Genomic DNA, 22863 nt, shown 5'->3' with positions numbered 1-22863 from the left:
CGCGCGTGTCGCGCCTGGTTGCGGCAGGCGATTTTCCACAGGAAAATCTGCCGAGAGCAACTCGGTAAGGAAACTAAAGAAGGCCGTCCCAAAGGGGCGGCCTTTTGTCTTTGAGTCAGGCGTCTCCGAGGCGAGCCTAAAGTGTTTGAACCGAGATAACTTATGGAAAGCTCGCCGCTGCTCAGGGGCTAAATCGGATTGAGATTTCTTAACCCAACGTCCACCTCACCCAAAGAGAGGAAATCCACATGTGACCTGAAACAAAAAAAGCGGGGCGTACACGGTGCGAAATGCTGACGTAAGCGGGAGAGTATCATGTTTGGTTTCGAATTCTTGAACTATGGAGCGCAAATCCTTCACAGCAAGGACCTGGATGATATGCGTGCCGCCATACTTAGTGATGACGATCAGGAAATCGACTGTGATATCAGTGATTTTTGCCGCGAGCGTAAGGGCTTCGACGTCAGGCTTTCTGAGCAGCCCAACAGAACCTGAGGTGTTAGCGCGCGCGCAAAACTACGGTCGTAAGCCAGCTTAGTCCTCGTCGCGAAGTTGGTTCTCCAGATCGGTTCTTAGCGCTGGAGCGAGTCGCTCCTTAAGCTCGTGCATTGCCAACAAACCCCTTGCCAAACCCCACCAACCCAACTAATACGCGCGAGTTCTCGACAAGAACATCAAGGCGGGGTGATTCCCGCCTTTTGGGTTCGAAGAGGGTTGGCGATGCGCGTCCGTCCTCCTCTCAACCTCAACGCCTGATAAAAGGCTGTTACTATGCAAAGCCAAAATATCCGTATTCGGCTGAAGGCATTTGACTATCGCGTTCTGGATGCCAGCACGCAAGAGATCGTCAACACTGCCAAGCGGACCGGCGCGAACGTGCGCGGCCCGATCCCGCTGCCGAACAAGATTGAGAAGTTCACGGTTCTCCGTGGCCCTCACGTTGACAAGAAATCCCGCGACCAGTTCGAGATCCGTACGCACAAGCGTCTGCTCGACATCGTTGATCCGACCCCCCAGACCGTTGACGCGCTGATGAAGCTCGACCTCGCTGCTGGTGTGGACGTCGAGATCAAGCTGCAGTCGTAATCGGAGGGTATGAGAATGCGCTCTGGTATTATCGCAAAAAAAGTTGGCATGACCCGCCTGTTCATGGAAGACGGCAAGCAGATTCCTGTGACCGTTCTTCACCTGGACAACCTGCAGGTCGTTGCACAGCGTACCGCTGACAAAGACGGCTATACCGCCGTTCAGCTGGGCGCCGGTGCTGCCAAGGCAAAACGCACCTCGAAAGCCATGCGCGGTCACTACGCCGCTGCAAAGGTTGAGCCCAAGCGTAAGCTGGCCGAGTTCCGCGTCTCCGAAGATGGCCTGATTGATGTGGGTGCCGAGATTTCGGCAGAACACTTCCTGGAAGGTCAGAAAGTTGACGTTTCAGGCACCTCGATTGGTAAAGGCTTTGCCGGTGCGATGAAGCGCTGGAACTTTGGTGGTCTGCGCGCCTCGCACGGTGTTTCGATCAGCCATCGTTCGCACGGTTCGACCGGTCAGTGTCAGGATCCGGGCAAGGTGTTCAAAGGCAAGAAGATGGCCGGTCACATGGGTGCTGCCCGTGTAACCACCCAGAATCTGGAAGTTGTCAAAACCGACGCCGACCGGAACCTGGTCTTCATCAAAGGCGCCGTTCCCGGACCGAAATCGGGCTGGGTCACCGTCAAGGATGCCGTGAAGAAGAAAGCACCGGAAGGCCTGCCTTTCCCGGCTGCTGTGAAATCGGTTGCAACTGAAGCACCTGCGGAAGAAGCTCCCGCGGAAGGTGGTGAAGCATGAAACTTGATGTAATCAAACTGGACGGCGGCAAAGCCGGCAACATCGAGCTGAACGCCGATCTGTTCGGTCTCGAGCCGCGCGCGGACATCCTGCACCGTGTGGTTCGTTGGCAGCGCAACAACGCGCAGGCCGGTACCCACAAGGTCAAGACCCGCTCGGAAACCAGCTACTCGACCAAGAAGATCTATCGCCAGAAGGGCACCGGTGGCGCACGCCATGGTGACCGTAACGCGCCGATCTTCCGCAAGGGTGGTATCTACAAGGGCCCGACCCCGCGTTCGCACGGCCACGACCTGCCGAAAAAGTTCCGCAAGCTTGGCCTGCGCCACGCTCTGTCGGCCAAAGCCAAAGCAGGTGAACTGGTTGTGATCGAGAACGCCGAAGCCGAAGGCAAGACCGCTGCTCTGGCCAAACAGGTTGCAAACCTGGGCTGGAAACGCGCTCTGGTCATCGACGGCGCGACCGTGAACGAAGGGTTCCTGAAAGCGTCGAAGAACATCGAAGGTCTGGATATCCTGCCGTCGATGGGCGCAAACGTCTATGACATCCTCAAGCGTGACACCCTGGTGCTCACCAAAGCGGCTGTCGAAGCACTGGAGGCTCGTCTGAAATGAGCGCGAAGGCAGAACATTACGACGTGATCCGCAAGCCGATCATCACTGAAAAGTCGACCATGGCGTCCGAGAACGGCGCGGTTGTCTTCGAAGTGGCGATCGACAGCAACAAGCCGCAGATCAAAGAGGCCGTTGAGGCGCTGTTTGGTGTGAAGGTCAAAGCGGTGAACACCACCGTGACCAAAGGCAAGGTCAAGCGGTTCCGCGGCCAGCTGGGCCGTCGGAAAGACGTCAAAAAAGCATATGTGACCCTGGAAGAGGGCAACACCATCGACGTGTCCACCGGTCTCTGATCGAACCCGTCTTTGGAGAGAGATAAAGGCCCCCGCGAGAGCGGGGGTTTTTTTGTGGGCTGAGATCAATTGCAGTGGTAGCAATCTAAGGCGGAATTTATGAGGAATTAGATGAGAAGAATTTATTGGATCAATGCTTTTACTTCGGCGGTTGTGGCGGCGATAGTATCGTTTCTCGCCTTTCTCACGTACGATCAAGTGACGAAATACGACATGCCTATTCAAGAGGTGCCAAAAGTGGCCGCTCAAGAGGAAGCGAGCGGGGACAAAGGCGTCTCCGAGGCTACGGGCGCCCAATCGGCCAGTGGAAACGAGATCGAAGGTGCTCAGGGTTTGACTGCGATCGCGGAATCAGATCGTCTTTTTGTGTTTTTGAAAGCGCTGATCTGGCCGTGCACATTATTGATAGGGCTATTCTTTGTTGCCTATAACCATCGCTTGGGTAAGGCGCTCGGGCTTACTACCAGGCTAATTCGAAAAATTAGTGCTGGTGGGGTTCAGATCGAAATAAACTCCGAAACGGTTCAATTGGTTCAAAGGCAGTTGAATGGAACCTTCCAAGAATTGGTCAATGGTTCTGCCGAGGAATATGAACGACTAGCCTTGGTGCAGGATGTCTATGGACATATGAAAAGTGCGGTAATCAATAACCAGCTCAAAGATATCGACAACGTACGTGCAACGGTGCATGTCGACGACGTCATTTTCTCAGAATACCTTTACCAGCTAGTAGACTATTATCCCAGTGGTGAGGGGGCGCACAGAAGAAATTCCCACCGATACGGAATAATAGGACGGACATGGCGTTCGGGGGTTTCACATGGCACGGGCAATTCGTTGGCTGGAGAAGGTTCGAGAGACGCTCTGGTTGAGAACTGGGGGATGACAGAGGAAGAAGCGCAAGGCCAAGTAGGTGAACGCCCGTCGAGTTTGAGCATAGTTATTCGTGACGGCAACGTTCCGGTTGGTATTCTGTTCGTCGATTCGACCAAGAAAAATGCTTTTGGTGATGATCACGAGGCGACTGTGACGGCGGAGGAAATCTCTAATTCTGATTCCGTAAAGAAGCTTGGAGAGGTGCTTGGAGCGGTTCTTGCGCCGATGCGCGCCTCCGCGCCAACTATAAGAATTAATGGATGAAGTAATGTCAGAACATGCATGTTTGTCGCATGACACCTACGAAAGCGTTGCGAAAGAGTACTACGATTCGACACTGCACCCAACTTGTGCTGCCTTGCGCGAATTGAGCCTTTCTTTGATTGGACGAAACCTTACTGGGTTGCCTTCAGGTGGCTTGTATCTTGAGGTCGGAGTTGGGGATTCCATTCTGGCGCCAATAGCAGATCAACAAGGTCTATTGCGTAGCACGATTTTACTCGATAGCTCCAAGACCATGCTCGAGTACTCCATCGGTTGGCGCGATAGAGGGGCCAAGCTTGTCAATGAAGATGTCGCTCAGACATCGCTGCCAGATAGCTCGGTATCGTTGGCGTTGTCTTCTTTGGGTGACCCGTACAATACACATGTTTTTTGGCAGGAAATGGCAAGAATACTCAAGCCCGATGGATGTGTAGTGTTCACTACACCGGCTTACCAATGGAGCTCAAAGTTTCGAAAGGGTACAGATCCATCTTTGGCGGAGTTCATCGTGAAGGGCGGTAGGTCGCTAGCCTTGCCTTCATTCGTTTGCCCCTTCGATGACCAACTCTCGCTTCTAGAAAGGGTGGGCCTTCGCTGTTCGGGATATGATGAAATTGGGATCGGCGCCTTGGGCCTGAACGTTCCACCAAAGCTGTCGTTCATGGGGCTAGATAAAGCAGCGGTTTCCTTATATCGGGTCGAAAAAGCAGATACTTGATCGGTGTGCTGACCCAGTAGCCGCCATGGAAATTGTTGTTTCCTAGCTATAGACACCCACCCCCAACCCTGTTACACGCTCCCAATCTTGCGGCCTCGGATTCGTTCCGGGGCCTCTGATATTTGTAACCGGGGACCTTCGGGGCCCTATACCCTTGGCACCTACGGGGGCCTATCACATAGCGGGGCAACGCCTCGCACTTGCTAAACGGAAGACAGAAAGCATGGCACTCAAGTCGTACAAGCCGACGACGCCGGGCCAGCGCGGGCTGGTGCTGATCGACCGTTCGGAGCTTTGGAAAGGACGTCCGGTCAAGTCTCTCACAGAGGGTTTGACCAAATCGGGCGGCCGGAACAACACCGGACGGATCACTTCACGCCGCCGCGGCGGTGGCGCAAAGCGTCTCTACCGGATCGTTGACTTCAAACGTAATAAATTTGATGTCGCGGCAACCGTCGAGCGGATCGAATATGACCCGAACCGGACCGCATTCATCGCACTGGTAAAATACGAAGACGGCGAGCAGGCATATATCCTGGCTCCGCAGCGTCTGGCTGTTGGTGACAAAGTCGTGGCATCCGCCAAGGCCGACATCAAGCCGGGCAACGCAATGCCGTTCTCGGGCATGCCCATTGGTACCATCGTCCACAACATCGAGATGAAGCCTGGCAAAGGCGGTCAAATCGCACGTGCCGCCGGTACTTACGCTCAGTTCGTTGGTCGTGATGGCGGCTACGCTCAGATCCGTCTGAGCTCGGGCGAGCTGCGCATGGTCCGTCAGGAATGCATGGCCACCGTTGGTGCCGTGTCCAACCCCGACAACTCGAACCAGAACCTCGGTAAAGCCGGTCGTATGCGCCACAAAGGCGTTCGTCCGTCGGTTCGTGGTGTTGCAATGAACCCGATCGATCACCCGCACGGTGGTGGTGAAGGTCGTACCTCGGGTGGCCGTACGCCGGTTACACCGTGGGGTAAGGACACCAAGGGTAAGCGTACCCGCAACAAGAACAAAGCGTCCCAGAAGCTGATCATCCGCTCGCGGCACGCCAAGAAGAAGGGACGTTAATCTATGTCTCGCTCTGTTTGGAAGGGTCCTTTCGTCGATGCTTACGTGCTGAAAAAAGCCGAAGCAGCGCGCGAGTCGGGCCGCAACGAAGTCATCAAAATCTGGTCGCGTCGTTCCACCATTCTGCCCCAGTTCGTGGGTCTGACTTTTGGTGTGTATAATGGCCAGAAACACATCCCCGTAAACGTCTCGGAAGACATGATCGGTCAGAAGTTCGGTGAATACTCGCCGACCCGCACCTATTATGGCCACGCCGCAGACAAAAAAGCGAAGCGGAAGTAAGTCATGGGCAAGGAAAAGAACCCCCGCCGCGTGGCTGAAAACGAAGCAATGGCGAAAACCCGCATGCTTCGCACCAGCCCGCAGAAACTGAACCTGGTTGCGCAGATGATCCGCGGCAAGAAAGTTGAGAAGGCTCTGACCGACCTGACTTTCTCGAACAAGCGTATCGCTCAGGACGTGAAGAAGTGCCTGCAGTCTGCAATCGCCAACGCCGAGAACAACCACAACCTGGACGTTGACGAGCTGATCGTTGCAGAAGCCTGGGTTGGCAAGAACCTGGTCATGAAGCGCGGTCGTCCGCGGGCTCGTGGCCGTTTTGGTGCGCTGAAGAAGCCGTTCTCGGAGATCACCATCAAGGTGCGTCAAGTTGAGGAGCAAGCCTAATGGGTCATAAAGTCAATCCGATCGGCATGCGCCTGCAGGTCAACCGCACCTGGGACAGTCGCTGGTACGCCGATACCAAGGACTACGGTGATCTTCTGCTGGAAGACCTCAAGATCCGTGAGTTCATTAACAAAGAGTGCAAGCAGGCCGGTGTTGCCCGTGTGATCATCGAACGTCCGCACAAGAAGTGCCGCGTGACGATCCACACAGCACGTCCTGGTGTCATCATCGGCAAGAAAGGTGCAGACATCGAAGTTCTGCGCAAAAAGCTTGCTCACATGACCGACAGCGAACTGCACCTGAACATCGTCGAAGTGCGCAAGCCCGAGCTTGATGCGCAGCTGGTTGCCGAGTCCATCGCTCAGCAGCTGGAGCGCCGCGTCTCGTTCCGCCGCGCGATGAAGCGGTCGGTTCAGAACGCCATGCGCATGGGCGCCCTGGGTATCCGGGTGAACGTCGCTGGCCGTCTGGGCGGCGCCGAAATCGCACGGACTGAGTGGTACCGCGAAGGCCGCGTGCCTCTGCACACTCTGCGTGCCGACATCGATTACGCACATGCCGAAGCGATGACCCCCTACGGGATCATCGGGATCAAGGTCTGGATCTTCAAAGGTGAGATCATGGAGCACGATCCGCAGGCACGTGACCGTAAAGCACAGGAACTCCAGGACGGCCCTGCACCTCGTGGTGCTGGTGGCGGTCGTCGCTAAGGAGGGAAAGATATGCTTCAACCAAAGCGTACTAAATTCCGCAAGATGCACAAAGGCCGGATCAAGGGTCTCGCCAAGGGCGGCTCTGATCTGAACTTTGGCACCTACGGCCTGAAAGCTCTTGAGCCTGAGCGTGTGACCGCACGCCAGATCGAAGCTGCACGTCGTGCCATGACGCGTCACATGAAGCGTCAGGGTCGTGTCTGGATCCGCATCTTCCCCGACACTCCGGTCACGGCTAAGCCGATCGAAGTTCGTATGGGTAAAGGTAAAGGTTCGGTCGATCGTTGGGCCTGCAAGGTCAAGCCTGGCCGCGTGATGTTCGAGATCGACGGCGTCAATGACGACATCGCCCGCGAGGCCCTGCGCCTGGCCGCGATGAAGCTGCCAATCAAGACCCGCGTCGTGGTTCGCGAAGACTGGTAAGCGTTTGGGGCTTAGGCCCTATCCGTGACAAGCTTGAACCCCGTCGGGACACCGGCGGGGTTTTTGAATAGTTGCTTGCTTTTTCGGCAGGTAGGGAATTCTGGTATTGGCGAGATCGAGGTCGCAGATCACAGTGCCAATCATGGGTCTAGTTCTCTATTTTGCAAAATACACTCTCCTATTTGTAACCTTGCCCGCGTTGGTCATTGCCTATCTCGGAGGCGGTAAGTGGGTGTTTCGCGCCAACCTGCTGTTGTGCGCTGGAACCGCAGCTTGGCTCATATGGTTCTTCAATTTCAGTGTCCAATGTTGCCCTACAGGAATGGAGGGTCTTGTTATTCCTATCGCGATTGGCTTTTTGTTTTGTGCGGCTGTGTGGAGTTATTGCTGCTACGCAAGCGTCGCCCTGCTAGCGCTTTTACCTCACCAAAGAAAACGCTAAGACGGCCTCATGCCACAGATTGAATCACTCTTCGTTACCCGCCTTTACCGCGCAGCCTTGTCCGAGTTTGATCCCAAGATCGACGCGGAGGAACTGGAAAGCTCCTGCTTCGTCATCGCCGAGGATGATGAGGCTGGGCAGGAATGGTGCGAAGAGAACGGCTATCCCGGCTATACCAGCTATGCCTCGCTTACCGATTTGCCCTGGCGGTTTCCGATCTTTGCTGATCTGGTCGCGGCGCTGGACCAGCACGTGGCGGCTTTTGCCAAAGATCTGGAGTTCGATCTGGGAGAGGGTGCGCTAAAGCTCGAAGACCTGTGGATCAACATCCTGCCCGAGGGTGGCATGCATTCCAGCCACCTGCACCCGCACAGCGTGATCTCGGGCACGACCTATGTGGCGATGCCGGAAGGGGCGAGTGCCTTGAAACTGGAAGACCCTCGCTCTGGTCGCATGATGGCCGCACCGACGCGGCTGAAAGGCGGGCGGCGGGATTTGCAGCCGTTCATCTATATGAAGCCGCAGGTGGGGGACGTTCTGCTGTGGGAAAGCTGGCTCCGCCACGAAGTGCCGATGAACATGGCCGAAGAAGAGCGGATCAGTGTCAGCTTTAACTACAAGTGGGATTAATCCCTGCATCAGAGACGCTGTTGACGCATTTGCCCCAGTATTTTGGGGAGGGATGCTGCTTGTCTTCCTTCTAATTCTTCGACGAAATGGCTGGAACTTCCGTGAGATCGTCTTAGTGGTTATCGGCCTACGAAGCTTGCGAGACCTTACGTCCACTGAAAAAGCTGTTTCGTTCACAACTGTCGGTGCAACCTTTTATGTAATGTTGAGAACGATTTACGCGTGCTTGGACTAGCTGGCTGTGCCAGCTTCATCAGTCAATTGATTGTCGACTGTCTCACTCGGATTGTATCTCGCTTTGCTGCGCCTTTGCATTCCGCCGCTTCTCGTCTTGCCAATCTTCGTACAGATCGGCACCCTCGCCAATCACATTAAAGAATGCGATGACTGCGATCGTCAGGCCCAGAGCGCCCAAATCACCCTTGTTTGCTATGAATAAGTGCCAAAAATACCAGACTAAGTAGACAATACTTATCACGTTTATGGCGACAAGAATTTCAAGCGTTGTCGGGAGTCCCATGATTTCAAGTATCGATGACAAACTCATAATCAAGCCTTCAAATCAAAATGCAGTTGCCGACGCTTATGGAATAATTGAGTGAAGGTGCCAGAGAGCAACCACAAGCTGAAGAATTCTTTTTTAGTCCTGCGTCAGGTTTGCAATAAAGTGGCGCAAAGCGCTGTGCCAAACTTTCCCTTGCCACCCACCCCCCAAACCCTTATACGGCGGCATCCTGCGGTCTCCCGGCGTTGTCGGGCGATTCGTATGTCTATCATTCATCCACCAGGTCAAAGGTGACCCGAGTACGGGGCCTTCTGGTGTTTTGAGCAAAGGAAAAAGGCGATGAACGCCCAAGAACTGCGTGACAAGACCCCGGACCAGCTCCGCGAGGAACTGGCCAACCTGAAGAAAGAAAGCTTTAACCTGCGCTTTCAACAGGCAACCGGTCAGCTGGAAAACACTGCCGGCATCAAAGCGGCCCGCCGCAATGCTGCCCGTGTCAAAACCATTCTGAACGAAAAGGCCGCTGCTGCGGCATCCGAGGAGTAATCAGATGCCCAAGCGTATCCTTTCCGGCACCGTAACCAGCGATGCAAATGAACAGACTGTAACCGTATCCGTCGAGCGCCGCTTTACGCATCCGGTTCTGAAGAAAACCATCCGTAAGTCCAAGAAGTACCGGGCTCACGATGAAAAGAACGCCTTCAAGGTCGGTGACACAGTCCGCATCATCGAATGCGCGCCGAAATCGAAGACGAAACGTTGGGAGGTTCTGGAGGCGTAAGCCCCCAGGACGTTTCATTTGTCGAAACCCTGGGGGATTTAACGAGACCAGCCCCCACAGGTCGGGAGAAACCACATGATCCAGATGCAGACCAATCTGGATGTCGCTGACAACTCCGGCGCACGCCGAGTTCAGTGCATCAAGGTCCTGGGTGGTTCCAAGCGTAAATACGCCTCCGTCGGCGACATCATTGTCGTCTCGGTGAAGGAAGCCATCCCGCGCGGCCGCGTAAAGAAAGGTGACGTCCGTAAGGCCGTCGTCGTACGCACCGCCAAAGAAGTCCGTCGCGAAGACGGCACCGCGATCCGTTTTGATCGCAACGCCGCCGTCATCCTGAACAACAACAACGAGCCTGTAGGTACACGTATCTTTGGCCCCGTTGTTCGTGAACTGCGCGGCAAGAACTTCATGAAAATCATCTCGCTGGCTCCGGAGGTGCTGTAATCATGGCTGCTAAACTCCGCAAAGGCGACAAGGTCGTCGTGCTGGCCGGCAAGGACAAGGGCAAAGAGGGGACTATCACCTCGGTTGACCCCAAAGCCGGTAAAGCTGTTGTCGATGGCATCAACATCGCCATCCGCCACACCCGTCAGTCGCAAACCTCGCAAGGGGGTCGCCTGCCTCAGGCAAACCCGATCGAGCTGTCGAACCTGGCGCTGCTGGACAAAAACGGCAAAGCAACCCGCGTTGGCTTCCGCATGGAAGGCGACAAGAAGGTGCGTTTCGCCAAGACCACGGGGGACGTGATCGATGCTTGATACCGCAACCTACACCCCGCGTCTGAAAGCTCAGTACGCTGAAACCATCCGCGCCGCTCTTAAAGAAGAGTTTGGCTATAAGAACGACATGCAGCTGCCCAAGCTGGAAAAAATCGTTCTGAACATCGGGTGTGGTGCTGAGGCCGTCAAAGACTCGAAGAAAGCAAAAGCTGCCGTCGAGGATCTGACCGCGATTGCCGGTCAACAGGCCGTTGCAACCAAGGCGAAGAAGTCGATCGCGGGTTTCCGCGTCCGTGAAGACATGCCGCTGGGTGCGAAAGTGACCCTGCGCGGTGACCGGATGTACGAATTCCTGGATCGCCTGATCACCATCGCGATGCCGCGTATTCGTGACTTCCGCGGTGTGAAACCGTCTTTTGATGGTCGTGGTAACTTTGCCATGGGCATGAAAGAGCACATCGTGTTCCCGGAGATCGACTTCGACAAGGTCGACGAGGTCTGGGGCCTGGATATCGTAATCACCACCACAGCGAAAACCGACGCTGAAGGTAAGGCACTGTTGAAAGCGTTCAACATGCCCTTCAACGCCTAAGCGCCGGGAGGATTGAGACATGGCTAAAAAAGCAATGATCGAACGCGAGAAGAAGCGCGAACGCCTGGTGGCCAAATATGCCGCAAAGCGTGCCGAGCTGAAAGAAATCGCGAATGACGAGAGCAAGCCGATGGAAGAGCGTTTCAAAGCGCGTCTGAAACTGGCGAAACTGCCGCGCAACAGCTCGGCTACCCGTCTGCACAACCGTTGTCAGCTGACCGGTCGTCCCCACGCTTACTACCGTAAGCTGAAGGTCAGCCGTATCGCGCTGCGCGAGCTGGGTTCTGCTGGTCAGATCCCCGGCATGGTGAAATCGAGCTGGTAAGGGAGACATAGATATGAATGATCCTATCGGCGATATGCTCACCCGTATCCGCAACGCGCAAATGCGCGGCAAGTCCACGGTTTCCACCCCAGCTTCCAAGCTGCGCGGTTGGGTGCTGGACGTGCTGGCGGACGAAGGTTACATCCGTGGCTACGAAGCGACGACCGGTGAAAACGGTCATCCGGCCATCGAAATCAGCCTGAAATACTACGAAGGCACCCCTGTTATTCGCGAACTGAAGCGGGTCTCGAAGCCCGGTCGTCGCGTGTACATGGGCGTCAATGACATCCCGCAGGTCCGTCAGGGGCTGGGCGTGTCGATTGTCAGCACTCCGAAAGGTGTGATGTCGGACGCAAACGCTCGCTCCAACAATGTTGGCGGCGAAGTGCTCTGCACCGTCTTCTAAGGAGGTCTGCAATGTCTCGTATTGGTAAAAAACCGGTCGAGCTGCCCAGCGGCGTTTCCGCCTCTGTGTCGGGTCAGACCATCGAAGTGAAAGGTCCGAAAGGCACCCGCAGCTTCACCGCAACTGATGACGTAACGCTGTCGGTTGAAGACAACGTGGTCAAGATCGATCCCCGTGGCATGTCCAAGCGTGCGCGCCAGCAGTGGGGCATGAGCCGCACCATGGTCGCCAATCTTGTTGAAGGCGTAACAAACGGCTTCAAAAAAGAGCTGGAGATCCAGGGTGTTGGTTACCGGGCTCAGATGCAGGGCAACACCCTGAAGTTGAACCTGGGCTACAGCCACGATGTTGATTTCACTGCTCCGGAAGGTGTTACTATCACCGCGCCGAAGCAAACCGAGATCGTTGTGGAAGGTATCGACCAGCAGCAGGTGGGCGAAGTCGCGGCCAAAATCCGCGAATGGCGCCGTCCCGAGCCGTACAAAGGCAAGGGCATCCGCTATAAGGGCGAGTTCATCTTCCGCAAGGAAGGCAAGAAGAAGTAAGGACGCAAACAATGGCAAACAGCAAAAGAACCCTGTTTCTGAAGCGCCGCCTGCGCGTTCGGAACAAACTTCGCAAAGTCAACGCGGGCCGTGTACGCCTGTCGGTTCATCGTTCGAACAAGAACATCAGCGTTCAGCTGATCGACGACGTTCGTGGCGTGACCCTGGCTGCAGCCTCGACCCTGGAAAAAGATCTGGGTGTTGTTGGCAAGAACAACGTCGAAGCGGCCACAAAAGTGGGCGCGGCCATCGCCGAGCGTGCCAAGAAGGCAGGCGTCGAAGAGGCCTATTTCGATCGTGGTGGCTTCCTGTTCCACGGCAAGGTGAAGGCAGTTGCCGACGCCGCGCGTGAAGGTGGTCTGAAGATCTAAGACTTGCGGGCGGGTTTCGATCCGCCCCGATGATCCGGGGGCCTCGGCAGCAGTCGGGGCTCACTTGGATTGAACAAACGGCGCTGTTGGCGCCACATGAGAAAAGGGATGCCAAATGGCAGAACGTGAAAATCGCCGGGGCCGTGGTCGCGACCGCGACGAAGCTCCGGAATTCGCAGATCGTCTGGTTGCGATCAACCGTGTGTCGAAAACCGTAAAAGGTGGTAAGCGCTTTGGCTTCGCCGCTCTGGTGGTTGTCGGCGATCAGAAAGGCCGCGTCGGCTTTGGCAAAGGTAAAGCGAAAGAAGTACCTGAAGCCATCCGTAAGGCGACTGAACAAGCCAAGCGTCAGATGATCCGCGTGCAATTGCGCGAAGGTCGTACCCTGCACCACGACATCGAGGGCCGTCACGGCGCCGGTAAAGTGGTTATGCGCACCGCACCTGAAGGTACTGGTATCATCGCCGGTGGTCCGATGCGTGCTGTGTTCGAAATGCTGGGCGTTAAGGACGTTGTGTCCAAGTCGTTGGGCTCGCAGAACCCGTACAACATGATCCGTGCCACCATCGACGGCCTGCAGAAAGAGCAGAGCCCGCGTTCGGTTGCACAGCGTCGTGGCAAGAAGGTTGCCGACATCCTGCCCAAGCGGGACGAAGCGCCAGCTGCTGCTGAAGCATAAGGAGAGCGACCCATGGCAAAAACCATCGTCGTCAAGCAGATCGGTTCGCCGATCCGCCGCCCCGCCGAACAACGCGCAACCCTGATCGGTCTGGGCCTGAACAAGATGCATAAAACCCGTGAGCTGGAAGATACGCCTTCGGTTCGCGGCATGGTCAACAAGATCCCGCATCTTGTTGAGATCATCGAAGAGCGCGGCTAAGCATAGCTTTGCTAAAGAATTTAGAAACGCCCCCGACAGTCTCGGGGGCGTTTTTCTTATTGCGGGTTAGATGTTGCTCTGCGATGAGCTCAAAGCGCCAGATGCTGCACTTTGGGCGAATGGTTAAGATCCCCCTCAAAGCCGACATCGACCATGCTAAGACTGGCTACAAAGCGGCGAGAAACCCCTGACCCTTCTCAATGGGTGCCTGGGTCCTTCATACCAATCTTTATGTTCAGCGACGACCGTGCCCAAGGGGACTGAAGGCCTTCCGTTTCGCTGATCACATCCGTGCGTACCTGATCGAACATCTGGTCCAGAGACAAACCAGAAGTCCCGATTGCACGCGCAATCGCTGCCGTGTAGGGGCTGTTCGTTCCGGTCCCATCCAGGGCAACTTCGCCCGGACCTGTGGCATAAGCGATCAGGTTGTTCGTGCGTGCTGTCATACGCGCAAGCCCGTCACCTACATCCACGACCACGTCTGATTGGCTGCCGAATGGATTGTCGCGACAAGCATCCAAAATCATGACGCTAACAGCCTGTGGCGTGTGAATGCGATCCAGAATCCATTCCGCCGGGACGGCTTCTCCTGCAATGTCAGCTTCGGACTGAATGTTCACACTCAGCGGAAGAAGATAGTTAAAATCGTCACTGCGCACACCATGCCCAGCGAAATAAAAAACTGCCAGCGCCTCAGACCCCGCCGCACGTACCTTGCTGGCAAAGGTCTCAACTTCCTGCATCATCTCTACACGGTTCGCATCTGTAAGAGTCGTTACTGAAAAGCCGGCGACACGGAGTTCATCGCTCATCAAACGTGCGTCGTTCACAGGGTTGTCGAGCGATGGGACATTTGTGTATCCGGCATTCCCGATCACTAAGGCAAACCGTTCATGCGCCACTGCTGGTCCGACTAACAGTGCGGTGACGATGTAAAGTGTTGCAAAAATACGCGTCAATTGTATCTCCAAATATTCTTTAGCCAGCGATGCCGCCCGACCGCTCCGTTTAACCCCTTAACCGCTATCTGCCTTGGGTCTCTTGATTACAACGAGCAGAAAATCAAGGCTGGATGTTCAATGTCAATATGCAAGCGGCAGTTAAATCCTGCAAAGCTGTTGTCCCAGCTTGCGATCACGTCTGAGGCTCTCTGTGTTATTCATCAAACGCATACCCGCTAGACCAAAACGCGCGTTGTTAGCGATATCAAATGCGCCTATCTCACCCTTGTCCAAGACATGAACAAAGTAAGTGACATCGGGGAATACGCCCCGACATTCGAAAGGAATAGAGATATGGCACATACAGCAACACTGACACATGGCGGCTTTTCCCTGAGCGTGCGTATTGCAAAGCTGATCGAGCGCGTCAAAGAGAACCGGGCCCGGTCTGCCGAATACAATCGCACCTATCGCGAACTGCAAAGCCTGACTAATCGCGAGTTGGACGATATCGGCGTCCGTCGCTGCGACATCGCGGATATCGCGCGCGCGCACGCTTACTGCGCATAATCAGATCTGCAGACGACTGAACTGACCGAGAGGCGCCATCACGGCGCCTCTTTTGTGTTTTGGATGTCCTGCACGCCACAGCTGCCCTGAAATCACCGCAACGCCGTTGCGATGATGCCCAATTTGGGTGAAGTGCTTGGGTTAGATACGAGTGCAGTGCGGGAAGGATAAAAATGGCGCGGGAATATCAGATCGGCATGTTGTGGGTCGATGGACCGCTGAGCTTTCTGGAACAGCTTTGCATCAAGTCCTATTTGGACGCAGGTCAGCATGTCCGGCTTTATACCTATGGCACCGTGACGGGCATTCCAGATGGCGTGGAACAGCGCGACGCCCGAGAGGTCCTGCCGGATTCTGAGTTCGTTGTACATGAGCGCACCGGTAGCCCGGCGCCGCAATCGGATAAATTCCGCTATCGTATGCTGGCGCAGGAATCTGATCTGATCTGGGCAGATACCGATGCCTATTGTATCCGACCGTTCACCACTCCGACGGGCCACTATTATGCGTATCTGGAAGGCGAGGTGGCCATTGGTGTTTTGGGGCTGCCTCAGGACAGCGAGACCCTGGGAAAGCTGATTGAGTTCACCAACGATCCTTATAGGATCCCGCCATGGTTGCCACCCCGTCATCGTGAGCCACTTGAGGCTGCGATAGAGGCTGGCAATCCGATCAACGTTCCCGAGAAGCTGTGGGGGGTTTGGGGCCCAAAGGCGTTTGCCTGGGCGTTGAAACAAACTGGAGAGATCAAGCATACGCTGCCTGAGCACGTGTTTTATCCGCTGAACTACAGCCAGCGCCGCGCGTTAGCCCGCCCCCGCGCTGATCTTGATCGGTTTGTCAAAGAGGATACGGTTTCGATCCATCTGTATGGCCGCCGTATGCGCTCACTGATGCGCTATAAGTATGGAGGCGCCCCGGCGCCAGACAGCCTGATCGGGCTGTTGGTCGCCAAGCACGGTATCGTTCCAGAGGACGCGCCAATCGTTGATCCTTCGGCTGAGGGCTAGGGTGGGTGGTCCCGATCACATCAGTCTCTGACCGTCTCCTCAAGCAGGCTGATCAGTAAATCTGCCCCCGCCTGTTCACTCCTAGGGCCGTGATAAGCGGCCAGGGCCACGGGCGACAGCGATGGAAGATTCAGAGCGTCAGGGGCCACACAAAGCGGCGGCACAACGGTGACGCGCGGCATGACGGTCAGCGCCAGCCCAGCCTGAACAAAAGACCGGACACCGATTGGATGCGGGCTCAGATGCGTGACGTGACCGCGTCGGCCGGCCTCGTCCAGCGCGCTGAGCGCATAACGCCGCAGATCGCGCCCGTCGGTGAGAAATGCAAGCGGCACTGTAGCGTCATCCGCAATTCGGAACTGTTTTGAACAGACCCACACAAGCTGCTGCGAATGCACAAACCCGCGTGTGGCATGGCGCCCCTGATCCAGCATGAACGCGACATCAATCTCGCCAACGTCGAGACGCGTCAACAGGCGGTCGCTGCGGTCACATTGAATCTGTATTTGTACATCAGACCGTTGTGCCGAAAATGCGTGCAACACCTCGCTGACGACGGACACGGCCAGCGTCACCGTGGTTCCCAGCCGCAGTATCTGACGTGAATGGGCGGTGCGCACCGTCTCGAAGGCTTCTTCCGACAGGGCAAGAATGCGCCGTGCGTAGACCAGGAACGCTTCCCCCTCGGGTGTCAGGCGCATGACCTGACCGCGTCCGCGCGACAGAAGCGGCTGACCCAGTGCGTCCTCCAGTTTGTTCATTTGGGCACTGATCGCGGACTGAACGGTATTGCGCTTGTGCGCGACGGTTGTGAAGTTCAGTTCTTCGGCAACCAGCACAAAGGTGTTGAGCGTGTTGAAATCCATATGAAGCATAATTTCAGATTTATAAGGCCAAATAAAAGCATTTCAAAGATTTATGGTCAGCGCCTAGGAAGTTCCAAAACTATCATGGGCGCAGTTATGGACCTTACACTTTCCTTCTATCTTGTTGCTGCACTGTCGATTGTGATCACCGGGCTGTCCAAAAGCGCCTTTGGTGGCGGGTTGGGCGTGATGTCTGTTCCGTTGATGTCCCTGTTTGCGGCACCTCAATTTGCGGCGGCGGTGATGATGCCGATCCTGCTGGCGATGGATGTCCTGATCGTCTGGCGCTATCGCAAAAGCTGGAGCCTGCGAATTGTGCTGTGTCTGCTGCCTGCCGCTCTGGTTGGATTGAGTATCGGGATGGCGACGTTCCATCGGATGAATGCCGATGTTGTCCGTCTGATTGTCGGGTGCCTCGCCTTGTTCTTTGTCGCGCAGTTCCTCTGTCAGAGAAGACGACAGTCAGACACGCATACGACACCCAGACCGGTTGTCTGGGTGCTGGGTCTTGTCTCGGGTTTCGCCAGCTTTGTTGCTCATGCGGGCGGGCCACCGGTCAAGGGATACCTGTTGCAGCAGCGGCTTGAGAAAAGCTGGTTTGTGGGCACCAATACCATCTTCTTTTTCTTGCTGAACGCGGTGAAAACCGTTGCCTACGGTGCCGGTGGGACCCTTTCGGGCAAAAGTTTGATGACCAGCCTGTACCTGTCTCCGCTGCTGTTCGTCGGCGTGCTGGTTGGGGGCTGGCTGCACGGCTACGTGCGTCAGGAGGTGTTTTCGGGGGTCGTATATGGCTTCCTGTCGCTAACTGCGATCAAGCTGCTTATGGACAGCCTTCCAAAGGTGCTTTGACGTGTTGGGCAGTAGCGTATCCCGTGATAGAAGGATGGCCCGGCCCGAAAGCACTGGGAAACAAACCTTGCAACCGGTCACGCGACGCTGTATCGGGCTCCGGTGGCATTGCGCCCACGAGAATCAAAACCAAGAAATGCCGTGGTTGGCCCATCACGCTTCGGGGGTCACATCCGGCTAAGGAGAAGCGATATGAAACTGCACGAATTGCGCGACAATCCTGGCGCCGCACCGAAACGCACCCGCGTTGGCCGTGGCCCGGGTTCCGGCAAAGGTAAGACCGGTGGCCGTGGTATCAAAGGTCAGAAATCCCGTTCGGGTGTGGCCATCAATGGCTATGAAGGCGGTCAGATGCCGCTGTACCAGCGCCTGCCCAAGCGTGGCTTTAACAAGCCGAACCGCAAGGAATTCGCCGTTATCAACCTGGGCCTGATCCAGAAATTCGTCGACGCCGGCAAGCTGGACGCCAAGGCCGCGATCACTGAAGACACACTGGTTGCGTCCGGTCTGGTCCGCCGCAAGCTGGATGGTATCCGCGTTCTGGCCAAGGGCGAAATCAGCGCAAAAGTGAACTTGGAAGTAACCGGTGCTTCGAAAGCTGCTGTTGAGGCAGTCGAAAAAGCGGGCGGTTCACTGAAAGTCACAAAAGCTGCTGCGGCAGAGTAAGCGCTTGTGAGCGGGCCAAGACCCGCTTACATAGACTTCAGAGTTTTCCTAGACGCCGCCCGAGCCGGAAAACGGTTCTGGGCGGTGTTTTCATAAGAGAGACCGATTTATGGTATCAGCAGCAGAACAAATGGCAGCCAACACAAGCTGGGCTGCTTTGGGCAAAGCCACCGATCTGCGCAACCGCATCCTGTTCACGCTGGCTTTGCTGATCGTCTATCGTCTGGGCACCTTTATTCCGGTTCCGGGCATCGACGGGCAGGCCCTGCGTGAGTTCATGGAACAGGCGGGGCAGGGCATCGGCGGCATGGTTTCGATGTTCACCGGCGGGGCGCTGGGGCGGATGGGTATCTTTGCCCTCGGCATCATGCCTTACATCTCGGCCTCGATCATCGTGCAGCTGCTGACATCTATGGTTCCCGCACTTGAGCAACTCAAGAAAGAGGGTGAGCAAGGGCGCAAGAAGATCAACCAATACACCCGTTTCGGTACCGTGGCCTTGGCCACCGTTCAGGCGTATGGTCTGGCGGTTTCACTGGAATCGGGGGATTTGGCCACCGATCCCGGTCTCTATTTCCGCATGTCCACCATGATCACACTGGTTGGCGGCACCATGTTCCTGATGTGGCTGGGTGAGCAGATCACTGCGCGCGGCATCGGCAACGGTATCTCTTTGATCATTTTTGTGGGCATCATCGCTGAAGTTCCGGCCGCTCTGGCGCAGTTCTTCGCCTCAGGTCGTTCGGGTGCAATCAGCCCTGCGGTGATTATCGGTGTCATTCTTATGGTCATCGCCGTGATCACATTTGTGGTCTTCATGGAACGTGCGCTGCGCAAGATCCACATCCAGTACCCGCGCCGTAATGTGGGTATGAAGGTTTACGAAGGCGGCTCCAGCCACCTGCCGGTGAAGGTCAACCCCGCGGGGGTTATTCCGGCGATCTTTGCTAGCTCGCTTCTGCTGCTGCCGGTTACGATCTCGACCTTCTCGTCAGGGGCCACCAACGGTCCGGTGATGTCGTGGCTGCTGGCCAACTTTGGCCCCGGTCAGCCGCTGTACCTGCTTTTCTTTGCCTCGATGATCGTGTTCTTCGCGTATTTCTACACGTTTAATGTGTCGTTCAAGCCGGACGACGTGGCGGACAACCTGAAAAAACAGAACGGTTTTGTGCCCGGCATCCGTCCCGGCAAGAAAACCGCCGAATATCTGGAATACGTGGTCAACCGCGTGCTGGTTCTGGGCTCGGCTTATCTGGCGGCTGTCTGTCTGTTGCCTGAAATCCTGCGTGGTCAGTTTGCCATTCCGTTCTATTTCGGCGGCACCTCGGTCCTGATTATCGTCTCGGTCACCATGGATACGATCCAGCAGGTCCAGAGCCATCTGCTGGCGCATCAGTACGAAGGGTTGATTGAAAAGTCCCAACTGCGCGGCAAAGGTAAGAAACGCGGCAGAAAGGGAGCTGCTCGTCGATGAATATTATTCTGCTTGGCCCCCCGGGGGCTGGTAAGGGGACGCAGGCGCGCCACCTAGTAGAGACGCGCGGCATGGTTCAGCTGAGCACCGGCGATATGTTGCGTGAGGCCAAGGACAGCGGCACCGAAATGGGCAACCGCGTGGCCGAAGTGATGGCGAAGGGTGAGTTGGTGACCGATGAGATCGTCATCGGCCTAATCCGCGAAAAGCTGGAACAGGGCGCCAAGGGCGGCTTTATATTTGACGGTTTCCCGCGCACGCTGGCACAGGCGGATGCTTTGGGCGAATTGCTGAACAGCACCGGCGAAAAGCTGGATGCGGTCATCGCGATGGAAGTCAATGACGAGGCTCTGGTCGCGCGGATCACGGCGCGGTCGACCTGTGGTGGCTGCGGCGAGGTGTATAACGACATCACCAAGCCGATCCCTGCAGACGGTAAATGCACCAACTGTGGCAAAGAGAATGACTTCAAACGCCGCGCGGACGATAATGAGGAAAGCCTCAAAACCCGTCTGATGGAGTATTACAAAAAGACCTCGATGCTGATCGGGTATTACCACGCCAAGGGCAACCTGTCCTGGGTCGATGGTCTGGGCGAAATCGCTCAGGTTCAGGGTGAGATTGCGGCCGTGCTGGACGGAGGCGACATCATCGGAAACGGCTGATCGCGTTAAAGGGTTGACCCGGGCGAAAAAAGCCCATATCGACCCCCATCCCTATGGGAATCGCAAATGCGCGCAGGATTCGTTTTGGGCGCATTAACCACCTCAGACAAATGCTGGACCCTCTGGCCTCACTGCCACGGTCAAGCGTTGTGAAAAAAGGTTCTGGAGCTACGGAACCGCAACGAAAAGGAAAGTGACACGTGGCACGTATTGCCGGCGTAAACATCCCCACTGCAAAGCGGGTACCTATCGCCCTTACATATATCACCGGAATCGGAAACACCTCGGCCAAAGCGATCTGCGAAGCCGTAGGCATCGAAGCGACCCGTCGCGTCAACGAACTGTCCGACGCCGAAGTTCTGAAAATCCGCGAATATATCGACGAAAACTTCACCGTTGAAGGTGACCTGCGTCGTGAAGTTCAGATGAACGTCAAGCGCCTGATGGACCTGGGCTGCTACCGCGGTCTGCGTCACCGCCGCAACCTGCCGGTTCGCGGTCAGCGTACCCACACCAATGCTCGTACCCGCAAAGGCCCCGCAAAGGCCATTGCCGGTAAGAAGAAATAAGGGAGGGTCTGACTGATGGCACGTGACAAGACTCGCGTTAAGCGCAAAGAGCGTAAGAACATCGCATCGGGCGTTGCCCATGTGAACTCGACCTTCAACAACACGAAGATCCTGATCTCGGACGTACAAGGCAACGCCATCTCGTGGTCGTCTGCCGGTACTATGGGCTTTAAAGGGTCGCGGAAATCTACACCCTACGCCGCTCAGATGGCTGCAGAAGATGCAGGCAAGAAGGCGCAGGAACATGGCGTCAAGACGCTGGAAGTCGAAGTTCAGGGCCCCGGTTCGGGTCGTGAATCGGCTCTGCGCGCGTTGGCTGCCGTGGGCTTCAACATCACGTCGATCCGCGACGTGACTCCGATCGCTCACAACGGCTGTCGCCCGCCGAAGCGTCGCCGCGTCTAAGCGATTTTGAATTTGGCTGGGGCTGTGTTTTTTGCACGGCCCCAGCACGTCATTTTGAACCTCGGGCGTCTGCACCTTGTTGGTCATGGGGCGCGGACAGGAATGGAGGGATTACATGATCCATAAGAATTGGGCAGAATTGATCAAGCCGACCCAACTGGAAGGTAAGCCGGGCAACGATCCCGCGCGTCAGGCGACCTTGGTTGCCGAGCCGCTGGAGCGTGGTTTTGGTCTGACCCTGGGCAACGCGCTGCGCCGCGTTCTGATGAGCAGCCTGCAAGGCGCGGCCATCACCAGCGTTCAGATCGACAACGTGCTGCACGAGTTCTCGAGCGTCGCAGGCGTTCGCGAGGACGTCACCGACATCATCCTGAACCTCAAGGGCGTGTCGCTGCGCATGGAAGTCGAAGGCCCCAAGCGCCTGTCGATCAATGCCAAAGGCCCTGCCGTTGTCACCGCGGGTGACATCAGCGAAAGCGCGGGCATCGAGGTTCTGAACCGCGATCACGTCATCTGCCACCTGGATGATGGCGCGGACCTGTTCATGGAACTGACCGTCAACACCGGCAAGGGTTATGTCTCGGCTGAGAAGAACAAGCCTGAAGATGCACCCATCGGCCTGATCCCGATCGACGCGATCTATTCGCCGGTCAAAAAGGTCGCCTATGACGTTCAGCCAACCCGTGAAGGTCAGGTTCTGGATTATGACAAATTGACTCTGAAGATCGAAACCGACGGTTCGATCACGCCGGAAGACGCGCTGGCCTTTGCCGCACGCATCTTGCAGGATCAGCTGTCGATCTTCGTCAACTTCGACGAGCCCGAAGCGGCTGGCCGTCAGGACGAAGACGATGGTCTGGAGTTCAACCCGCTGCTGCTGAAGAAAGTGGACGAACTGGAACTGTCGGTCCGTTCGGCCAACTGCCTGAAGAACGACAACATCGTTTACATTGGCGATCTGATCCAGAAGACCGAAGCCGAGATGCTGCGCACCCCGAACTTTGGCCGCAAGTCGCTGAACGAGATCAAGGAAGTGCTGTCCGGCATGGGGCTGCACCTTGGCATGGATGTCGAGGACTGGCCGCCCGACAACATCGAAGATCTGGCGAAGAAATTCGAAGACGCGTTCTAAGCGTTTAATATGATCAAAGATCACAAGAGAAGAGCCGGGCATGTCCCGGCTCTT

Annotated in this window: 36 protein-coding genes; 33 read left to right on the top strand and 3 right to left on the bottom strand. The window is 56.1% G+C overall.

What is annotated here, in order from left to right; all coding sequences use genetic code 11:
* Nucleotides 1-315 precede the first annotated feature (315 nt).
* From ACR0I7_RS16375 to ACR0I7_RS16315, 13 genes are all read left to right on the top strand, one after another.
* Entirely contained in the window at nucleotides 316-495 is a 180-nt protein-coding gene (locus ACR0I7_RS16375; RefSeq protein WP_480512892.1) for a hypothetical protein, read from the top strand.
* A 276-nt stretch (nucleotides 496-771) separates the two neighbouring features.
* Nucleotides 772-1086 (top strand): 30S ribosomal protein S10, encoded by a 315-nt coding sequence (gene rpsJ, locus ACR0I7_RS16370; protein ID WP_008756422.1) that lies wholly within the window; start codon nucleotides 772-774, stop codon nucleotides 1084-1086.
* Nucleotides 1087-1101: 15 nt separating this feature from the next.
* Complete coding sequence (rplC, locus tag ACR0I7_RS16365) at nucleotides 1102-1827, top strand: 50S ribosomal protein L3 (protein WP_480512890.1); 726 nt, start codon at nucleotides 1102-1104, stop codon at nucleotides 1825-1827.
* Entirely contained in the window at nucleotides 1824-2441 is a 618-nt protein-coding gene (gene rplD / locus ACR0I7_RS16360; RefSeq protein WP_299644114.1) for a 50S ribosomal protein L4, read from the top strand. The genes rplC and rplD overlap by 4 nt, the downstream gene beginning before the upstream one ends.
* On the top strand, nucleotides 2438-2734 hold the full coding sequence (locus tag ACR0I7_RS16355) for a 50S ribosomal protein L23 (protein WP_008757532.1): 297 nt from the start codon (nucleotides 2438-2440) through the stop codon (nucleotides 2732-2734). Before rplD ends, ACR0I7_RS16355 begins: the two co-directional genes overlap by 4 nt.
* A 111-nt stretch (nucleotides 2735-2845) precedes the next feature.
* A complete protein-coding gene (locus tag ACR0I7_RS16350; RefSeq protein ID WP_480512887.1) occupies nucleotides 2846-3874 on the top strand; it encodes a hypothetical protein in 1029 nt (342 codons plus the stop codon).
* Nucleotides 3875-3878: 4 nt separating this feature from the next.
* Nucleotides 3879-4592, top strand: coding sequence for a methyltransferase domain-containing protein (locus ACR0I7_RS16345; protein WP_480512885.1), 714 nt, complete (start codon nucleotides 3879-3881; stop codon nucleotides 4590-4592).
* Between the two features lie 223 nt (nucleotides 4593-4815).
* Complete coding sequence (rplB, locus tag ACR0I7_RS16340; protein WP_008757664.1) at nucleotides 4816-5658, top strand: 50S ribosomal protein L2; 843 nt, start codon at nucleotides 4816-4818, stop codon at nucleotides 5656-5658.
* 3 nt (nucleotides 5659-5661) lie between these two features.
* The gene (gene rpsS, locus ACR0I7_RS16335; RefSeq protein WP_005980699.1) at nucleotides 5662-5940 is read left to right on the top strand and encodes a 30S ribosomal protein S19; all 279 of its coding nucleotides are present in this window, start codon (nucleotides 5662-5664) and stop codon (nucleotides 5938-5940) included.
* Between the two features lie 3 nt (nucleotides 5941-5943).
* A complete protein-coding gene (gene rplV, locus ACR0I7_RS16330; RefSeq protein ID WP_171102866.1) occupies nucleotides 5944-6324 on the top strand; it encodes a 50S ribosomal protein L22 in 381 nt (126 codons plus the stop codon).
* Nucleotides 6324-7034 (top strand): 30S ribosomal protein S3, encoded by a 711-nt coding sequence (gene rpsC / locus ACR0I7_RS16325; RefSeq protein ID WP_480512883.1) that lies wholly within the window; start codon nucleotides 6324-6326, stop codon nucleotides 7032-7034. Before rplV ends, rpsC begins: the two co-directional genes overlap by 1 nt.
* Nucleotides 7035-7046: 12 nt before the next feature.
* Nucleotides 7047-7460, top strand: coding sequence for a 50S ribosomal protein L16 (rplP, locus tag ACR0I7_RS16320; RefSeq protein ID WP_058283513.1), 414 nt, complete (start codon nucleotides 7047-7049; stop codon nucleotides 7458-7460).
* Between the two features lie 451 nt (nucleotides 7461-7911).
* On the top strand, nucleotides 7912-8532 hold the full coding sequence (locus ACR0I7_RS16315) for a 2OG-Fe(II) oxygenase family protein (protein ID WP_480512881.1): 621 nt from the start codon (nucleotides 7912-7914) through the stop codon (nucleotides 8530-8532).
* A gap of 277 nt (nucleotides 8533-8809) precedes the next feature.
* On the opposite strand, the gene ACR0I7_RS16310 is transcribed toward ACR0I7_RS16315, so the two are convergent.
* The gene (locus tag ACR0I7_RS16310) at nucleotides 8810-9079 is read right to left on the bottom strand and encodes a hypothetical protein (protein ID WP_480512879.1); all 270 of its coding nucleotides are present in this window, start codon (nucleotides 9077-9079) and stop codon (nucleotides 8810-8812) included.
* A 297-nt stretch (nucleotides 9080-9376) separates the two neighbouring features.
* Here ACR0I7_RS16310 and rpmC point away from each other — a divergent pair, with 297 nt between their 5' ends.
* From rpmC to rpmD, 11 genes are all read left to right on the top strand, one after another.
* Nucleotides 9377-9583, top strand: a complete 207-nt coding sequence (gene rpmC, locus ACR0I7_RS16305) for a 50S ribosomal protein L29 (protein WP_010437082.1) — start codon at nucleotides 9377-9379, stop codon at nucleotides 9581-9583.
* Nucleotides 9584-9587: 4 nt separating this feature from the next.
* Entirely contained in the window at nucleotides 9588-9818 is a 231-nt protein-coding gene (gene rpsQ, locus ACR0I7_RS16300; RefSeq protein WP_008757253.1) for a 30S ribosomal protein S17, read from the top strand.
* 75 nt (nucleotides 9819-9893) lie between these two features.
* The gene (gene rplN / locus ACR0I7_RS16295) at nucleotides 9894-10262 is read left to right on the top strand and encodes a 50S ribosomal protein L14 (RefSeq protein WP_008757934.1); all 369 of its coding nucleotides are present in this window, start codon (nucleotides 9894-9896) and stop codon (nucleotides 10260-10262) included.
* Between the two features lie 2 nt (nucleotides 10263-10264).
* The gene (rplX, locus tag ACR0I7_RS16290) at nucleotides 10265-10576 is read left to right on the top strand and encodes a 50S ribosomal protein L24 (protein WP_010437096.1); all 312 of its coding nucleotides are present in this window, start codon (nucleotides 10265-10267) and stop codon (nucleotides 10574-10576) included.
* The gene (gene rplE / locus ACR0I7_RS16285) at nucleotides 10569-11129 is read left to right on the top strand and encodes a 50S ribosomal protein L5 (RefSeq protein ID WP_480512877.1); all 561 of its coding nucleotides are present in this window, start codon (nucleotides 10569-10571) and stop codon (nucleotides 11127-11129) included. Before rplX ends, rplE begins: the two co-directional genes overlap by 8 nt.
* A 19-nt stretch (nucleotides 11130-11148) precedes the next feature.
* Nucleotides 11149-11454, top strand: a complete 306-nt coding sequence (gene rpsN / locus ACR0I7_RS16280; RefSeq protein ID WP_010437098.1) for a 30S ribosomal protein S14 — start codon at nucleotides 11149-11151, stop codon at nucleotides 11452-11454.
* 13 nt (nucleotides 11455-11467) lie between these two features.
* A complete protein-coding gene (gene rpsH, locus ACR0I7_RS16275; RefSeq protein WP_010437099.1) occupies nucleotides 11468-11860 on the top strand; it encodes a 30S ribosomal protein S8 in 393 nt (130 codons plus the stop codon).
* An 11-nt stretch (nucleotides 11861-11871) separates the two neighbouring features.
* Nucleotides 11872-12405, top strand: a complete 534-nt coding sequence (gene rplF, locus ACR0I7_RS16270) for a 50S ribosomal protein L6 (RefSeq protein WP_039538290.1) — start codon at nucleotides 11872-11874, stop codon at nucleotides 12403-12405.
* Between the two features lie 11 nt (nucleotides 12406-12416).
* Nucleotides 12417-12776, top strand: a complete 360-nt coding sequence (rplR, locus tag ACR0I7_RS16265; RefSeq protein WP_170356678.1) for a 50S ribosomal protein L18 — start codon at nucleotides 12417-12419, stop codon at nucleotides 12774-12776.
* 115 nt (nucleotides 12777-12891) lie between these two features.
* Entirely contained in the window at nucleotides 12892-13455 is a 564-nt protein-coding gene (gene rpsE / locus ACR0I7_RS16260) for a 30S ribosomal protein S5 (protein WP_480512874.1), read from the top strand.
* A 12-nt stretch (nucleotides 13456-13467) separates the two neighbouring features.
* Entirely contained in the window at nucleotides 13468-13656 is a 189-nt protein-coding gene (rpmD, locus tag ACR0I7_RS16255; RefSeq protein WP_008757946.1) for a 50S ribosomal protein L30, read from the top strand.
* A 197-nt stretch (nucleotides 13657-13853) separates the two neighbouring features.
* Here the strand turns inward: rpmD and ACR0I7_RS16250 are convergent, their stop codons facing one another.
* Nucleotides 13854-14618 (bottom strand): caspase family protein, encoded by a 765-nt coding sequence (locus ACR0I7_RS16250; RefSeq protein ID WP_480512872.1) that lies wholly within the window; start codon nucleotides 14616-14618, stop codon nucleotides 13854-13856.
* 336 nt (nucleotides 14619-14954) lie between these two features.
* Between ACR0I7_RS16250 and ACR0I7_RS16245 the strand changes: the two genes are divergently transcribed.
* Both ACR0I7_RS16245 and ACR0I7_RS16240 read left to right on the top strand, forming a co-directional pair.
* On the top strand, nucleotides 14955-15170 hold the full coding sequence (locus ACR0I7_RS16245; RefSeq protein ID WP_480512870.1) for a DUF1127 domain-containing protein: 216 nt from the start codon (nucleotides 14955-14957) through the stop codon (nucleotides 15168-15170).
* Between the two features lie 173 nt (nucleotides 15171-15343).
* Nucleotides 15344-16180, top strand: coding sequence for a hypothetical protein (locus ACR0I7_RS16240; protein WP_480512868.1), 837 nt, complete (start codon nucleotides 15344-15346; stop codon nucleotides 16178-16180).
* A 20-nt stretch (nucleotides 16181-16200) separates the two neighbouring features.
* On the opposite strand, the gene ACR0I7_RS16235 is transcribed toward ACR0I7_RS16240, so the two are convergent.
* Nucleotides 16201-17046 carry a LysR family transcriptional regulator gene (locus ACR0I7_RS16235; RefSeq protein ID WP_480512866.1) on the bottom strand — a complete coding sequence of 282 codons (846 nt, stop codon included), beginning with the start codon at nucleotides 17044-17046 and terminating at the stop codon, nucleotides 16201-16203.
* A gap of 96 nt (nucleotides 17047-17142) precedes the next feature.
* Between ACR0I7_RS16235 and ACR0I7_RS16230 the strand changes: the two genes are divergently transcribed.
* The 7 genes from ACR0I7_RS16230 (at nucleotide 17143) to ACR0I7_RS16200 (ending at nucleotide 22809) form a co-directional block, all read left to right on the top strand.
* Nucleotides 17143-17898, top strand: coding sequence for a sulfite exporter TauE/SafE family protein (locus ACR0I7_RS16230; RefSeq protein WP_480512865.1), 756 nt, complete (start codon nucleotides 17143-17145; stop codon nucleotides 17896-17898).
* A gap of 192 nt (nucleotides 17899-18090) precedes the next feature.
* Nucleotides 18091-18564, top strand: a complete 474-nt coding sequence (gene rplO / locus ACR0I7_RS16225) for a 50S ribosomal protein L15 (RefSeq protein WP_480512863.1) — start codon at nucleotides 18091-18093, stop codon at nucleotides 18562-18564.
* A gap of 109 nt (nucleotides 18565-18673) precedes the next feature.
* On the top strand, nucleotides 18674-20038 hold the full coding sequence (gene secY, locus ACR0I7_RS16220) for a preprotein translocase subunit SecY (RefSeq protein ID WP_480512861.1): 1365 nt from the start codon (nucleotides 18674-18676) through the stop codon (nucleotides 20036-20038).
* The gene (locus tag ACR0I7_RS16215) at nucleotides 20035-20703 is read left to right on the top strand and encodes an adenylate kinase (protein ID WP_480512859.1); all 669 of its coding nucleotides are present in this window, start codon (nucleotides 20035-20037) and stop codon (nucleotides 20701-20703) included. Before secY ends, ACR0I7_RS16215 begins: the two co-directional genes overlap by 4 nt.
* A 200-nt stretch (nucleotides 20704-20903) precedes the next feature.
* Entirely contained in the window at nucleotides 20904-21272 is a 369-nt protein-coding gene (rpsM, locus tag ACR0I7_RS16210) for a 30S ribosomal protein S13 (protein WP_170332212.1), read from the top strand.
* Nucleotides 21273-21287: 15 nt separating this feature from the next.
* The gene (gene rpsK, locus ACR0I7_RS16205) at nucleotides 21288-21677 is read left to right on the top strand and encodes a 30S ribosomal protein S11 (RefSeq protein WP_008757289.1); all 390 of its coding nucleotides are present in this window, start codon (nucleotides 21288-21290) and stop codon (nucleotides 21675-21677) included.
* A gap of 115 nt (nucleotides 21678-21792) precedes the next feature.
* On the top strand, nucleotides 21793-22809 hold the full coding sequence (locus ACR0I7_RS16200) for a DNA-directed RNA polymerase subunit alpha (protein WP_480512857.1): 1017 nt from the start codon (nucleotides 21793-21795) through the stop codon (nucleotides 22807-22809).
* Nucleotides 22810-22863: the final 54 nt, after the last annotated feature.

It is taken from the genome of Ruegeria sp. AM1 (genome assembly GCF_056540745.1).
The sequence above is the reverse complement of the archived record's forward strand: the minus strand, read 5'-3'. Positions and strand labels throughout refer to the sequence as shown.